Consider the following 14,331-nt stretch of genomic DNA (forward strand, 5'->3'; position numbering starts at 1 on the left):
TCTGGACTTTGAACTGGGAGATTGAACCGCCAGGCGAGTTCCCTCGCAAACTATACGAATGCACGCCCTGTTCGTGCGCCAAACCGGCATATTCTAACCTTTGGGTTAGTTGATTTCTCTTTAGATCGCCGTTCCATACAGCCGCGCGGGCCTCAGGCTGCGCCCTTGTTCCTAGTTTGATGTCGAACATCTCATGAGGTCGCTGTGAAAATTCGCCATCAACCCGCTGGCTCTGACATGAGCTGGACCGTGCAAGCGCCGCTGACGTTTGAAACGCCAGCAGGAGAGGCTGTGCGGATTGAGGCGTGGTCGCTGGCAGGGCTGCACTGGCCTGAAGGCGCTGGGGACTGTCCTCAGACGGGCGTGCTGAGTGTGCCATTCCAAGGTGTGGATGTGCGCTTTCCGGTGCGGCTTACCCAACCAAACGACGCCGGTCTGGTAGAATTTGAAGGCCTCAGCGGACGGCAGCGCGAGACGCTGGCATTGTTTTACCGCGCGCTCCTGTCCGGCCAGATGGCCAGCAGTGGGGATGTCATCACCAGCTTGGACACGCCTGTCGACCTGGTTCCGATGAGTGAGACAGATGAAGAGAAAGAAGCCAGCATTAGGGGGCGCTGGCCCACACCAATCCGCGTGGCTCTGCATGTTTTGATCTATAGCGTGATCGCCCTGACCGTCGCCACCATTCTTGGTGCGTCCGTATTCAACAGCGTAACCCGCATCAATGTGCAACATGGGCGGGTGGTCGCGCCAATTGCAGAGCACCTGCCTGCCAGCGAAGGGTACGTGAAGTCGATTTCCGTGGAACCGGGCGAGGCTGTCGTTGCGGGGCAGGTTCTTGTGCGCCTGAAAGACCCTCAAGCGGAAGGCAAATTGGATTTGGCGCGGGCGAAGCTGGCGCAGGAACAAAACGAACTGCTCCAAATCAACGAAACACTGGAGGCGTTGATGGCCTATCACACGGTTGCGGCACCGAAGGTGCGGGCGGCGGTAGTGGGGCAGGCCTATGCGCGGTTTGTTGGGGATCGTGGCTTTGACACTTTGTGGGACCGCTGGCAGGCGATGTTGGGGAAAAACCCGCAGGCCGCCATTGCGCTGGACCCGTTTGAGTTTGCTGTGACCCGCCTGCAAGAAGTAGAGGCCGCGCAATTGGCGAAAGTGCGCGGTTTGCGGGCAACGCGGGATGCGCACAAAGCTGCGATCTCGCTGAGCCACGTACGTGCGCCCTCCGATGGCGTGGTGCATGAAGTTCTGGTGCGTAAGGGGCAGCCCTATGACCATGATGACATGGCTGTGGTGTTTGAGGGCGATACACCGCGCGTGGCGCAAGGCTGGGTCAGCGAGCGCTTTGCCGAAACGATCTTTGTCGGCATGCCCGCCAGCATTGGGATCAACACCATGGGGCAAAAACAGACGCTGCCGGGCGTGGTGACGGATGTTCAGGCCGGTGCGGACCCGCGGCGTCCTGGGGAGTTTGGCATCATCGTCACCGTCACGCCGCGAGATCTGAGTGCGGCGGATACCAAAGTGGCCTTGCGCCGCGATGCGCCGGTCAACCTTGAGGTGCGACGTCCCTGGGCGCAGCGGGTGATTGAGCGCGTCAAAACGCTGTGGCCGTCCGATGTATGAGCCAGAGTCCGAATATGCCTTTGACAAAGACCTAACAACGCGGTTGCGGGATTCGCAGACGCCGATCAAACCTTATTGGGCGCGCTGGACCTTTCCGCATCTAATAGCCTTGATGGTGGTGATAAAGGCGCTCTATTGGCTGCTGGCCAATGTGCCCAACCGGTTCCTTGATCCCAATGCAGGCCATATCACGGTGGTGCTTGGCACTTTGGGTTTGTGGCGGTTTGGCTGGTGGTTCACTCATTCCATCCGCGCGATGATCTACGCCCGGTGCAAATGGCCGGGTATGCGCCGGGAGGCGGATGCGCTTTGGGAGGCAGGCTGGCGGCCCAAACGGCTGCATATCCAAATGACCACCTACTATGAGGAGCCCTCGATCACAAAACGGGTGATCGGGTCCATTCTGGGCCAAATCCGGCGTGAGCTCATACCCACCACGCTCTATATCGGCACCGGTAGCGCCTATGACGAAATGATCATCCGGGAGTTTGTCGAGACCTACGCGCAAGACATACCCGACGATCTCGCCGAACTGGTGTTTATCCGTCAAAACCAACCGGGCAAGCGCATGGCCATCGGCCTGATCCTGCGCGCAATCAGCCGCACGGCGGCCGATCCTGAGGAGCTGGTGATCTTCATGGATGGGGATGCTTTGTTTGGCGACGAGGTGCTCAAGAAAACCCTTTCGATGTTTGCCTATGATCCCGAGTTGCAGGCGCTGACCACCGACGAAGAGGTCATTTGCTACGGGCCGCAGTGGATCGCCAAGTGGCTCGACATGCGTTTTGCCCAACGGAGGCTGGCAATGCAGAGCCACGCCTTGTCCAACCGTGTTCTCACATTGACCGGCCGCACGAGCGTGTTTCGCGCCCGCCACATCGTGGACCCGAAGTTCATCCGCGCCATTGAGGCCGATCACCTGAACCACTGGCTCTGGGGTCGGTTCCGTTTCTTGTCTGGGGATGACAAATCAACCTGGTACCGCTTGCTGAGTGTGGGGGCGAAGATGACCTATGTGCCGGATGCAACGGTCTACACCATTGAGGTGATCAAAGAGAACGGGCTGATGCGGATGATCCAGAACTTCCGCCGCTGGTCTGGCAACATGTTGCGCAATGGCAGTCGTGCCATTGCGTTGGGCCCACGCCGGATGCCGTTCTTCATCTGGTGGTGTGTGGTGGACCAACGCATCGCCATGTGGACCATGATGGTCAGTCCGGTCATGGCGGTTTTGGGCAGTATGGTGGCCCCCGGATATTTCTGGAACTGCCTGATTTGGGTGTTGTTTTCCCGCGTGGTGCTGTGCTTGTTTCTGATGGGATACAGTCGCCGCGCGGACATGACTTGGCCGTTTATTCTCTATCTGAATCAGGTGATTAACGCGTCGGTGAAGATTTACATGATCTTTCACCTGTCCAAACAGAAATGGTCCAATCGCGGCAATCAAAGCGCGGGAGAAGGCACGAGTATGCTGGATCGTTTGCGCAATGGATTCGCGCTGTTCCAATTGGTCACAGCCACGTCCGCCTTTCTCACCCTGTTGATGCTCTATGTCGGGCTGATCGACCTGCCCCTTTGAGGCACACCTATCCTTTTGCGCATCCGCATACCCCTCCGACATTCCAACTGGCGTCCTTCGCACAGCTAGATTGTTCTCAACACACAACAAAAGGATGTATTCATGATCACGCCTGTCATTCTCGCCGGAGGCTCCGGTACCCGTCTGTGGCCTGTATCGCGCAAGAGTTTCCCAAAGCAGTTTGCCAATCTGCTTGATGGTCCAAGCCTGTTTCAACGCACAGTCGACAGGGTGATGGCTCCTGGATTTGCCGAGCCCACGGTGATCACCGGTGAGGATTACCGCTTCATTGCGCAGAAGCAGATGACGGAGATGCAAGCCATCTGCGGTGCACTGATTGTGGAGCCGGAGGGGCGCAACACCGCACCGGCCGTTTTGACAGCCGCGTTGGTACACAAGGACACGCCGGACAAGGTATTGCTTGTGGTGCCCAGCGACCATCAGATTACTGACGACCGCACTTTTCGCCAGGTGATTGCAAAGGCGGCGCGGGTGGCAGAGAAAGGTTTGATCGTGACCTTGGGTATCAAACCGGATCACGCCGCTACAGGCTTTGGGTATCTGCGTGTCGAGGGTGGTAATGATGACGCGCTCATGATCTCTCAGTTTGCGGAAAAACCGGACGCTGACACCGCCGCCGCAATGCTGGAGGAGGGCAACTGGCTGTGGAATGCGGGCATGTTCTTGTTCCGCGTCGATACGGCTCTGAAGGCTTTCGAAACCCATGCGCCAGATTTGATTGGCCCGACGGAGGCGGCGTTGGCGCTGGGTGCGGAAGATTTCGGGTTCACCCGTCTGAACGCCGAAGCCTACAAACGTTGCGCGGATATCTCCTTTGATCATGCGATTATGGAAAATATCCAGGAATGTGCAGCCCTGCCGCTCACCTGCGGCTGGTCGGATCTGGGCAGCTGGCAAGCGCTCAAGGACATTGGCGCGCCAAACAGCCAAGACACGGTGACGGCTGGTAATGCCACCGCAATTGACTGTGAAGGCAGCTTGCTGAAGTCCGAAAACCCGGATGTGAAGCTTGTGGGGTTGGGCCTCAAAAACGTCATGGCCGTGGCCACCGATGATGGCATCCTGATCGCCGACCGGTCTGAAAGTGCCAATGTCGGCCAAGTGGTGGAAACGCTGCGCGCCGAAGGGGTCCCGCAAGCTGATGGGTTCAAACGCTGCTACCGCCCATGGGGGTACTACGAAACGCTGTCTCTCGGCCCGAGGTTCCAAGTGAAATGCCTCATGGTGGAGCCGGGCGCCAAGCTGTCCCTGCAAAGTCATGTGCATCGCGCAGAGCACTGGGTAGTGGTCAGTGGCTCGGCAAAAGTGACGGTGAATGACGACGTCAAACTGCTGACGGAAAACGAGAGCACCTACATCCCATTGGGCGCCGTGCACCGGCTCGAAAACCCCGGAAAGCTGCCGCTGCATCTGATTGAGGTCCAGTCTGGTTGCTACCTCGGTGAAGACGACATCATTCGCTACGAAGACATCTATCACCGCGAAGAACTGGCCTGATCCTTTCCCCCGGATCGTTCGCCGCTTTATAGCCCACCCAGCTTGGCGAACGCGGCAAACCTGCATGGAACTCCATGCAGGTTTTGTTGTTTTGAAGGCTCCCAAAAGGGGGACACTCGAAAGGATAGTGGGCTGACCCTCGGGGCGTTCAGGCTGACCTAATTCCAGAAAATTTGATGAAAAAAATCCTCTAAGATGACTTCAAGAAGGAGTTCGACATTATGGAATACCGCAGGTTTTCACCGCAGGACTTAGAGATTGTCGTCCCGGTCCCACGTCAAAAATCCAGCATCAGTGTTGTGGGTCTTGGCTATGTCGGCGCGGTTTCAACCGCATGCCTGGCGTCGCTGGGCCACCGGGTGATTGGCGTGGATTTGGACCAGACCAAAGTGAATCAGATTGGCCTCGGCCAAAGCCCCATCCACGAAGATCGGCTTACCGAAACCCTAACCGCGGGTGTTGAAGACGGCTTGATCAGCGCCACAGATGATCTGCGTCAAGCGGTCATCGACACGGATGTGACCTTTGTGTCTGTAGGAACCCCTACCGCTGCGGACGGGGGCTGTGATCACAACTTCATCAAGCTGGCGTGTGATGCGATGGCGCGAGGGCTGCGAGATAAAGAGGGCTTTCACGTCTTCGCCATGCGCTGCTCCATACCGCCGGGCACCACGATGAAGGTTATGGCACCCATTCTGGAGGCCGTATCGGGCAAAGCGGTAGGTCGTGATTTTGGCATCTGCTTCAACCCGGAGTTCCTGCGCGAAGGTGTGGCGATCGATGATTTCCACAACCCACCCAAAACCGTGATCGGGACCACTGATTTCGCCACGGCAGAGATCATGCGCCGTATTTATGCGCCGGTGGACGACAAGCCCATTCTGACCACAATCGAGGTGGCCGAGACCATCAAATATGTCGACAATGTATGGCACGCCACCAAAGTGTGTTTTGCCAATGAAGTTGGGCGTTTGTGCAAGCCCTTGGGCGTGGACAGCCACGCGGTGATGGAGATCTTCACACAGGATCAAAAACTTAACCTGTCCGCCTATTACCTGAAGCCGGGCTTTGCCTATGGCGGCTCCTGCCTGCCCAAAGAGGTGCGCGCGGTACAGCATGTGGCCAGCACCCTTGGGGTCGATCTTCCGATGATCGGCGCACTGGAACAGTCTAACGCTGAGCAAATCCAACAGGCTGTGGAGATGGTGCAGAAAACCGGCGCCAAGCGGGTGGGAATTCTGGGCCTGGCGTTCAAACCAGGCACAGATGACCTGCGGGAGAGCCCCATTCTGGAAGCCATGGCGACGCTGCAACAACAAGGCGTTGAGCTGCTCGTCCATGATGAGGCCGTGACCAAAGACACCCCTCTGGACGGGCTGGCGAGCTACACCAAGTACGGCAGCCAGGGTCTGACAAAACTGGCAGAAGGCCTCTCCGACATGCTGCGTGACGATGTCGAGAGCGTCATGGTAGCGGCCGACGTGGTGATCGTGTGCCACGCCAGCGACACTTACCGAGACGCCGTGCAGCGACACAAGAATGTGGCGGTCGTGGATGTGGTCCGGCTGTTTGACAGCGCCCCACAGGATCTCGCGATTAACGGCATTGGCTGGTGATCGGCCAAAGTCACAACCTGTTCAGACATATGTGAGGACATGACATGCCCACAAGCAACCTAAATCTCATCACTGGAACGGGCCTCTCCGACGTGCTCGATGGGACTGGCACAGGAGACTTGATCGTTGGCTTGTCCGGAGACGACAGCATCACCAGCGGCGCGGGCAACGACGCCCTGTATGGCGACTATGAACAGGCCAATCTGTTGGAAGGCACTGACAACGCAACCGGGTTTACCGACTACGCCAACAGCGGAAACTGGACGGTGTCTGCGTTGGATGGCGGCCATCAGCAGATGAGCCAAACCCTCACCACCGAAGTCGGAGGCGTTTACAATCTGTCCTTCGACCTCGCCGCCAATTTTGCGGCGGGACAGCCGGGCGCCACAGTAGAAGTGCTCATCAACGGCGCGATTGTGGGGACCTATTCCACGGAAAGCGGCGCTTACAATGCCTTTGACACAAGCTTCACTGCCATTGGCGGTGAAACCGAGATCACCTTGCGCTCGATTGACGGTCCAAGTTCGGGGCCATCGATAGATACATCCGGTCCAATCTTCCACTATGCGCGCGAGATGCAGATCGGTGGGCAGACAGTGGAAGTGGCCGCATTTGCCGACGGTCAGGCCAACCTCTATCAGGTACTGAACGGCACGCTGCATGTGTTTGATGTGGAAACTCAGACCTATGAGGTCGCGGGTGCAGCGGGCACAGTGAACGTGAACTCCATGGGCTACAACGCGCAAGACGATCTTCTGTATGCCATCGCGGTGGGAACCGGTGTTGATAGCCTCGGCAACGCGGTGCAGCGCTCTGACTTGATCATGCTGGATGCAGAGGGCAACAGTTACCGGATTGGCGAAACGCCTTATCGGTCCTGGACCGGCGACTTTGATGATCAGGGCAACCTTTGGTCGTTTCAATCCAGCATGGACCGGATTGCGGTGATCGATGTGGATCAGCTAGACGCCAATGGAAACCCGGTGGTGACAGTGCACAAGCTCCCCAGCGCGCTTGTCACCCACCGGGTTTATGACGTGGCCTTTGATGCCAAAACTCAAAGCTTCTACGGCGTGGCGCGTCCGCCATCCGAAGGAGCAGACACCATTCTTTTGGTGGCCGATATTTCCAGTGGCGTACCGGAGTTCACCTTGGTGCCGGTGACCTCGACGGTTGTGGACGGCGTCACGCTGGACGGCGCGCCGGCCGTGACCTTTGGCGCGGCGATCATGGACGCGGACGGCAACCTCTTTGTTGGTGGCAACTCCGGCGATCACGACATGAACAACGCCACGGGCAACAGTGGCGGCATCTACCAAGTGGTGATCGATCCCGCGACCGGCGAAGCCAGCCTTGTGTTGCTGACCGAAGCGCCCAGTTCTTACTCTAACGATGGCGCGGCTGATCCAACCGCGGAAAGTCCCTTTGTCGAGGTTGATTTGTCGTCCTCTGTTTTGATCCGTGATTTGAGCTTGGTTGCGACCACGGAGGGCGAACTGACCTACGACGACTCGCTCGAAGGCAACGGTGGCAATGACACGCTGGACGGTGGCATTGGCGAAGATGACCTGATTGGCGGCGGTCTTGGTGACACGCTTCTGGGTGGCGATGGCGATGACTATTTGCACGGCGGCGCAGGTCCGGATGGCAACAGCACCATTGTCTCTCACTATGACAGTGACGGGTTGCGTTATGACCAATTTGGTAACCTTCTGCCGGAAAATGATGACTTTCTGCTGGGCGGTGAAGGCAGCGACACGCTGGAAGGGTCTGCAGGTCATGACACGTTGGACGGCGGCGAGGCCGCGGACGTTCTGAGAGGGGGATCGGGGTCTGACATGCTCTTTGGCAGCGCCGGTGACGATACGCTGTCGGGCGGTGGGCAAGACGATGTGCTGTCTGGAGGCAGCGGTGCAGATATATTGCGCGGGGGCTCTGGAGATGACGACCTCTCTGGAGGTTCTTTTGATGACGTTCTTAACGGCGGTTCCGGCAATGACAGCCTGGCTGGCGATGAAGGCGCTGATGAGCTAACAGGTGGCAGCGGCAACGACACGCTGAACGGCGGTAACGGTGCCGACCAGTTGGTTGGTGGCTCCGGGCAAGATGCGCTTACAGGTGGCGCAGGCGATGACGATTTGCGTGGCGGCTCCGGCAATGATGCGCTGGATGGCGGCTTGGGAAGCGACAATCTCCGTGGCGGCGCGAACGATGATGTGCTTAACGGAGGCGAGGGGCGCGACAGTCTCCGAGGCGACCGAGGCAATGACGAGCTGTCGGGTGGCGCAGGCCGCGATTATCTCAGCGGTGCGATTGGCGATGACACGCTGGATGGCGGCGCAGACGCTGATCGCCTGTATTTGGGGGCAGGGAACGACGTGGCCACTGGCGGCATCGGTGCTGACACCTTCATATTCCGCAACGACGATCTGGACGGGTCGCAAGACCTCATTCTGGACTATTCCGTTGCCGAAGGGGACCGGCTGCACCTTCGCGGTTTGGACCTTGGGGGCAGCGAAAGCGAGTACTCTGATTGGTTTGGCAACCATGTCAGCGTCAGCGGTGAAGACGTTTCCATCCAACTCGGAAACAACACAACGCTTCTGTTGCAGGACACTGCGGAAGACTTTGCACTGCTCTCAGACAGCTTTGTGTTCTAACGAAACCAAGGCGAGGCGGGCTTATTCAAAGCCTGCCTCTTTTGCGATCAAGGCCGCCTGCGTGCGGTTTTTTGCGTTGAGTTTTTTGCACAGGGTGCGCACGTGCAGCTTGATGGTCACTTCTTGCAAATCGAGATCCCGAGCGATTTCCTTGTTGGATTGCCCTTTGCACAGACCGGTAAGAACTTGCTTCTCACGCTGGCTCAGCTGCTTCTCAAAATCGCTTTCTTCCGCTTCGCCGCCGGCAGAAAGCACACTGGCTGGTACAAAGGTTTCGCCAGCGATCATAAAACGCACCGCGTTGACCAAAGACTTGGCTCCCATGGTTTTGGGCAAAAAACCAATGGCCCCGGCTTCCAAGGCGTCTTGCGCCACTTTGTTTGGGGCAGTGCCGCTGACAATGGCAAAAGCCTGATCCGGGTAGGCCGCCACGGCGTCGATCAGGCCTTGAAGCCCGTTCATGCCCGGCATGCTGAAGTCCAGCAGAACCAGATCAAATGGACCTTTTTGGTCCAGAAGCTTCATGGCCTCAAAATAATCTGATCCGGCCACAACTGTGGCACGGCCTTCAGAGGTGATGTAGGCAGAGATGGTTTCGCGAACCATTCCGTGGTCATCAGCTAACAAAATACGCATAGAAACGGGGCGTCCTACTCTTGGGTTCTGGGAGGACCCTACGAGGCCCTGCGCGTGTAAACCAGTCGTGACACCCTGACTTTGCCGTAAATCTTGCGACATACCTAGCTCCTTTAAAACCATGTGTCCTGGTGTGCCGATGCTGACACCAACAGGATAACTGCAGGTAAATTCGCATAGTTTGAGTAAAATCCGTTGGGGCATCAGATGACCGCCAACTAGCGAAGGGTCAGACAAACTATACCAAAGGTTAGTGGCCTAGCCTGATGCCCAAACACGCACCTCGCCCCCACATGTCACCAAGAGACAAACCAACCCAATCTCGGAGTGTCTCATGCAACGTTTCAAAAAACTGCTCGCTGCCCCCACCACACCAAGCTTTCTGACCGGCGCCATCCTGCTCGCCATGGTGGCATCACAGGCCATGGCCGACACTTTGTTGACGGTCAGCGGAGATGTTTCAGCGACAGATGCGGGACTGACCTGGCAATTCGAAGAAAGCGACCTGCGCGCCCTGCCAAAAGTGCAGTTTGAGACAGACACCATTTGGACCGAAGGAACCCAGGTTTTTGAAGGCGTCTCCTTGTCCGCACTGCTTACCCATGTGGGTGCTAGCGACGGCAATCTACTGGCCACAGCCGCTAATGATTACACCGTGTCGATCCCGACGTCTGATGCGGTAGAGAATGGTCCGATAATCGCCTATCTGCGCAATGGCGAAAAAATGACCTTGCGTGACAAGGGGCCATTGTGGATCGTTTACCCATTCGCAGGCAACGACGCCTATAAAACAGAAGAGTATTATTCCCGCAGCATTTGGCAGCTTGATCGAATTGAAGTTGTTGCCAATGAGTAACTTGAGGCCCACATCCCGCGCATCAGGCTCCTTCTTATGAATGGCAGATGGCCGTTTGTCCTCTTCGCAGGCTTGCTATTGGCAAGCTTGCTTTTGGTTGGTGGCTTGGGGCGTACGGTGTTCACGGACCTGCGGGTTCTGTCGACCGCGCAAAACGATGACGTGAGTTGGACGATGTCGCAGCTTGAGGTGGAGCTGTTGCGGCTGCAAAGCGCGGTGCTGTCTGCGCGGTCCAATGAGAACGCTGGGCTGGGCGAAGTCCGCAAACGCTTTGACATCTTCTACAGCCGGATCACAACGACCCGACAAAGTGCCTTCTTTGCGCCGATGGTGGAGGCCCCAACGGTGGCAGGAAGCACGGTTGCCGCCACACAGTTTTTGGACCGTAGTATCCCTTTGATCGACGGCCCGGATGAAACGCTCCAGGCTTACCTGCCCACACTGTTGTCGGACATTGATGCGTTGCGCCCAAAAGTGCGGGCCTTGGCGCTGGCAGGAGTCGACCACTTTACAACGCAGGAAACCGCAGATCGCAACCGGTTGTCGGTCACCTTACAGCGGCTCGCCTATGGTCTGACCGCGCTGATTGCGGTGCTGTTTTTGTCGCTGGCCAGTTTGATCCAGTTGTATCGCCAAGGGCAAAGGGCCTCACAGAAGAGAGAGCAGGCGCGGGCCCGGTTTGAGGCTGTTGTGTCGTCATCGCTGAATGCGGTTCTGGTTGCGGACACAGAAGGTCATATTGTGGAGTTCAACGGCGCGGCGGAAACCGTGTTTGGCTACACGCGTGATGAGGCGTTGGGCGCGGATTTGGCGGAGCTGATTGTGCCGGAAGAGCTGCGAGAAGCACATCGGGCGGGGATGAAACGGTTTGTGGAAACCGGCGAACGCAAAGTTATCGGGGCAGGGCGCGTGCGCCTGAAAGGGATGCGCAAAGGCGGCGAGGTCTTTCCGGTGGAGCTGTCTATCTCCCTGTCGGAGGCCAGTGGCGAAACGGTGTTTGTGTCGTTCCTGCGGGACATCACCAAAGAGCTGAAAGCTGAAGAGGATTTAAAAGACGCGCTGGAAAAAGCGCAGGTGGGCGAAAAGGCGAAGTCCAACCTGCTGACCGTCATGAGCCATGAAATGCGCACACCGCTGAATGGTATTTTGGGGTCACTTGAGTTGATGGATCAGTCAGACCTGAGTGACGCGCAAAAACGGCATTTGGCGTCGATTGGTATTTCCGGCGAGTTGCTGCTGTCCCATGTCAACGACGTTTTGGATTTGTCCTCTTTGACGTCTGAGGCTGAGGCTCCCAAACATGCGCTCTTCAACCTCACAGATTTGGTGCAGGACGTGGTGGACAGCCTGCAAAGCAACGCTTCCCAGCATGCAAACGCGCTTTCAGTAGACTTCCTGACGGAGGATCTGCAAACCGTGAGTGGGGATCGTGGCTCCTTGCAGCGCTGCCTGGTGAACTTGGTTGGCAATGCGCTGAAATTCACCCGTGAGGGCAGCGTCGCAATAGAGGTTGAACGAGTGTCTTCTGGCGATCTGGTCGAGTTCAGAGTGGCCGACACCGGGGTTGGTATTGCGCCGGAAAACCTCAGCCGGATTTTTGAAGAGTTTGTCACGATCGACACCGCCTTTGATCGGGAGAATTCCGGCACAGGGCTCGGGCTGGCCATCACCAAACGCTTGATCGAGCGCAACGGAGGCGAATTGGAGGCTGACAGCCTGTTGGGAGAGGGCAGCCTGTTTACCTTCCGCTTGCCTTTGCCAACCACGACGGATGTGGCGGACCTTCAAACGCATGCGACCGCGCATTCCTTACGGGACTTGCCTGCAGGGTTTCGGGCTCTGGTGGTGGATGACAACGACATCAACCGCGAAATCCTCACAGACATTGTCCGCGATCTGGGGGGCGTCACGCAGGAAGCTAGTAACGGCTTTGAGGCAATAGAAACCTGCGAGACTTCGGGTTTCGACGTTTTGCTTCTGGACATCAGCATGCCAGGTATCGACGGGTTGGAAACGCTGAAGCGTATTCGAGAAGGCACGTCACCAAATGTCGCGACACCGGCCGTGGCTGTCACCGCACATGCGGCGCAAAAGGACCATGAGGCCATTCTGGCGCAAGATTTTCAAACGCTGATCCTAAAGCCGGTGCGACGGGCCGCGATCCATGGTGCTTTGGCCGATGTGTTCGGTGTGGGAGATGGCGTCGAAGCGTTTACAGCCGCGACGCAAGACGCCCCAGAGTTTCTGAAGCAATTTGGCCTCGAGCGCTATACAGAAGCCGTACAGGAAACTCAGGCAGAGATTTCACAGTTCCTGACCGGGAAGCAAGTCACCGACCCGTTGACGGAAGCGGAACGAGAAGAAGCGCACCGTTTGTCTGGGTCTGCCGCAGTCTTGGGGTGGATGGAGCTTTGGGGCGCGCTGCAAGCGGTGCAAAACGCGCCTGAAGACCGCTGGGGGGCACATTTGAACCACTTGCAGTCTGAATTCGATCGTGTGTTCCCAGATCAAATACATCAGCGCTAAAACCAAAAAGGGGCGCTGGGTGCGCCCCTTTTATCGGTCTGTGTTTGGATTACAATTCAGCGCGAACCTGCGCCAGTTCTCCTGCGACAGCTTTGATGCTCTTGGATTTTAAAGGCCCATAGAGGCACGCGCTTTGCTGGTTGGTATCGCGGCAAAAGGCGTTGATGGACCGGATCAAAGGGCGGTTCATATAGGGGCTGGCGCGCCCAACGGCATAGCCAAGATCGCGTAGCTCCATCTGCACAATCCGCACATATGCGTTTTTGTTGATTTTGGCCGCCACCGAGAGCCCGCGTGCAAACACATCATTTGGCGCCGCGCGCACAATCTCTTCAGAGGCACGCCAGAACTGAGCCGGGTTTTGATCTCTTGCCAGATACAACCCTTCTTCGACTTGGATTTTTGCACGCAATCCTTCGGTTTGCAGAAGCCGGTCACGGGTGGCGAGCGTGCCACGTGCATGTCCAACAACCCGATAGTATTTCAGCAAGGCTTCTGCCGCTTTGGCGTCGCCATCCGCATGACGCTTGTGCAGCTGGTCCAGAGTGTCGGTCACATCAACCCGTTGCGAGAGATCCCGCGTCAGGGCGTCTAGTAACAGCATCTGACCATCGCGGCTGTCTGCCTTTGCCAACTTGACCAGTGTTGGAATACCCAAATGGGGATCGGACAAGGGGCCCAGGCGGCCCGTCGCATGGGCCCAGGCAAGAACCGCCTCACCTTGTTGCAGACCTAGGGCTGACGCGGCCAACAAGCTCTGCTGCGCAGCCTCGTAGTCTTGCGACGAAAGCTGTACTTTGCCCAAGGACACAAGGGACTTGCTTTGTCCCAGCTCAACGGCTTTGTCATAGTAAGCGATGGCCTGCGCGGTGTCTTGGTTTCCGCCGATCCCCTTGAAACGAAAGTAGCCCAACCGATCACAGGCCCGCGCATAGCCGTCGGTACAAATCGACTGCAAGGTGCGGATGGCCTCTTTCGGCGCATCTGAGAGAGATGCCATCGCCTCGTTGTAGAGCGCTTTAGGGGAAACCTCTGCATGGGCTTGCGGCAGGCTGACCACCCCGCCAGCGACACAGCCTAGCGCGAGACATTTGAGCATGTGTAACATTTCAACCTCCTACTGATTGGCAACCAGTATGGTGGCGATGCTGAAGTCCGAAGCGCGCGCGAAAGTATAGTGGGACGCGCATTTGGCGATACTGCGGTTCTGATGTGGGGTCACTCAGCTTGGTGGCTTGTGAGCCCGTCGGCCTTTTGTCTTGCCGGTCTCTCGGCGACGGTGATCGGCGCATGGGGCGTTGGCGTTGCAGT

The 14,331-nt window shown here is 57.4% G+C and carries 9 protein-coding genes; 7 read left to right on the plus strand and 2 right to left on the minus strand.

The features are described from left to right. Positions 1-204: 204 nt before the first annotated feature. The 5 genes from MK208_RS17955 (at position 205) to MK208_RS17975 (ending at position 9,002) form a co-directional block, all read left to right on the plus strand. Entirely contained in the window at positions 205-1,629 is a 1,425-nt protein-coding gene (locus MK208_RS17955) for an HlyD family efflux transporter periplasmic adaptor subunit (protein ID WP_294118867.1), read from the plus strand. Next, entirely contained in the window at positions 1,592-3,208 is a 1,617-nt protein-coding gene (locus MK208_RS17960; RefSeq protein ID WP_294118868.1) for a glycosyltransferase, read from the plus strand. The genes MK208_RS17955 and MK208_RS17960 overlap by 38 nt, the downstream gene beginning before the upstream one ends. A 102-nt stretch (positions 3,209-3,310) precedes the next feature. Then, positions 3,311-4,726: a mannose-1-phosphate guanylyltransferase/mannose-6-phosphate isomerase gene (locus tag MK208_RS17965; RefSeq protein WP_294118869.1), complete on the plus strand. Its 1,416-nt coding sequence runs from the start codon at positions 3,311-3,313 to the stop codon at positions 4,724-4,726. Positions 4,727-4,947: 221 nt separating this feature from the next. Further along, the gene (locus MK208_RS17970) at positions 4,948-6,342 is read left to right on the plus strand and encodes a nucleotide sugar dehydrogenase (protein WP_294118871.1); all 1,395 of its coding nucleotides are present in this window, start codon (positions 4,948-4,950) and stop codon (positions 6,340-6,342) included. A 44-nt stretch (positions 6,343-6,386) separates the two neighbouring features. Continuing rightward, positions 6,387-9,002 carry a type I secretion protein gene (locus tag MK208_RS17975; protein ID WP_294118872.1) on the plus strand — a complete coding sequence of 872 codons (2,616 nt, stop codon included), beginning with the start codon at positions 6,387-6,389 and terminating at the stop codon, positions 9,000-9,002. 21 nt (positions 9,003-9,023) lie between these two features. On the opposite strand, the gene MK208_RS17980 is transcribed toward MK208_RS17975, so the two are convergent. Continuing rightward, positions 9,024-9,638, minus strand: a complete 615-nt coding sequence (locus MK208_RS17980) for a response regulator transcription factor (RefSeq protein ID WP_294118873.1) — start codon at positions 9,636-9,638, stop codon at positions 9,024-9,026. 334 nt (positions 9,639-9,972) lie between these two features. On the opposite strand from MK208_RS17980, the gene MK208_RS17985 reads away from it, so the two are divergent. Both MK208_RS17985 and MK208_RS17990 read left to right on the plus strand, forming a co-directional pair. Then, complete coding sequence (locus MK208_RS17985) at positions 9,973-10,494, plus strand: molybdopterin-dependent oxidoreductase (protein WP_294118874.1); 522 nt, start codon at positions 9,973-9,975, stop codon at positions 10,492-10,494. A 36-nt stretch (positions 10,495-10,530) separates the two neighbouring features. Next, a complete protein-coding gene (locus MK208_RS17990) occupies positions 10,531-13,020 on the plus strand; it encodes a PAS domain S-box protein (protein WP_294118875.1) in 2,490 nt (829 codons plus the stop codon). Positions 13,021-13,069: 49 nt separating this feature from the next. On the opposite strand, the gene MK208_RS17995 is transcribed toward MK208_RS17990, so the two are convergent. After that, positions 13,070-14,128 (minus strand): hypothetical protein, encoded by a 1,059-nt coding sequence (locus MK208_RS17995; protein WP_294118878.1) that lies wholly within the window; start codon positions 14,126-14,128, stop codon positions 13,070-13,072. Between the last annotated feature and the right edge of the window lie 203 nt (positions 14,129-14,331).

Source organism: Shimia sp., from assembly GCF_022448905.1.
GTDB lineage: Bacteria > Pseudomonadota > Alphaproteobacteria > Rhodobacterales > Rhodobacteraceae > Shimia.

What these genes read in the sequence shown, in the direction of transcription:
- MK208_RS17965 (WP_294118869.1), top strand. Translation starts at nt 3,311, where the DNA reads ATGATCACGCCTGTCATTCTCGCCGGAGGCTCCGGTACCCGTCTGTGG.
- MK208_RS17970 (WP_294118871.1), top strand. Translation starts at nt 4,948, where the DNA reads ATGGAATACCGCAGGTTTTCACCGCAGGACTTAGAGATTGTCGTCCCG.
- MK208_RS17975 (WP_294118872.1), top strand. Translation starts at nt 6,387, where the DNA reads ATGCCCACAAGCAACCTAAATCTCATCACTGGAACGGGCCTCTCCGAC.
- MK208_RS17980 (WP_294118873.1), bottom strand. Translation starts at nt 9,638, where the DNA reads ATGCGTATTTTGTTAGCTGATGACCACGGAATGGTTCGCGAAACCATC.
- MK208_RS17985 (WP_294118874.1), top strand. Translation starts at nt 9,973, where the DNA reads ATGCAACGTTTCAAAAAACTGCTCGCTGCCCCCACCACACCAAGCTTT.
- MK208_RS17990 (WP_294118875.1), top strand. Translation starts at nt 10,531, where the DNA reads ATGAATGGCAGATGGCCGTTTGTCCTCTTCGCAGGCTTGCTATTGGCA.
- MK208_RS17995 (WP_294118878.1), bottom strand. Translation starts at nt 14,128, where the DNA reads ATGTTACACATGCTCAAATGTCTCGCGCTAGGCTGTGTCGCTGGCGGG.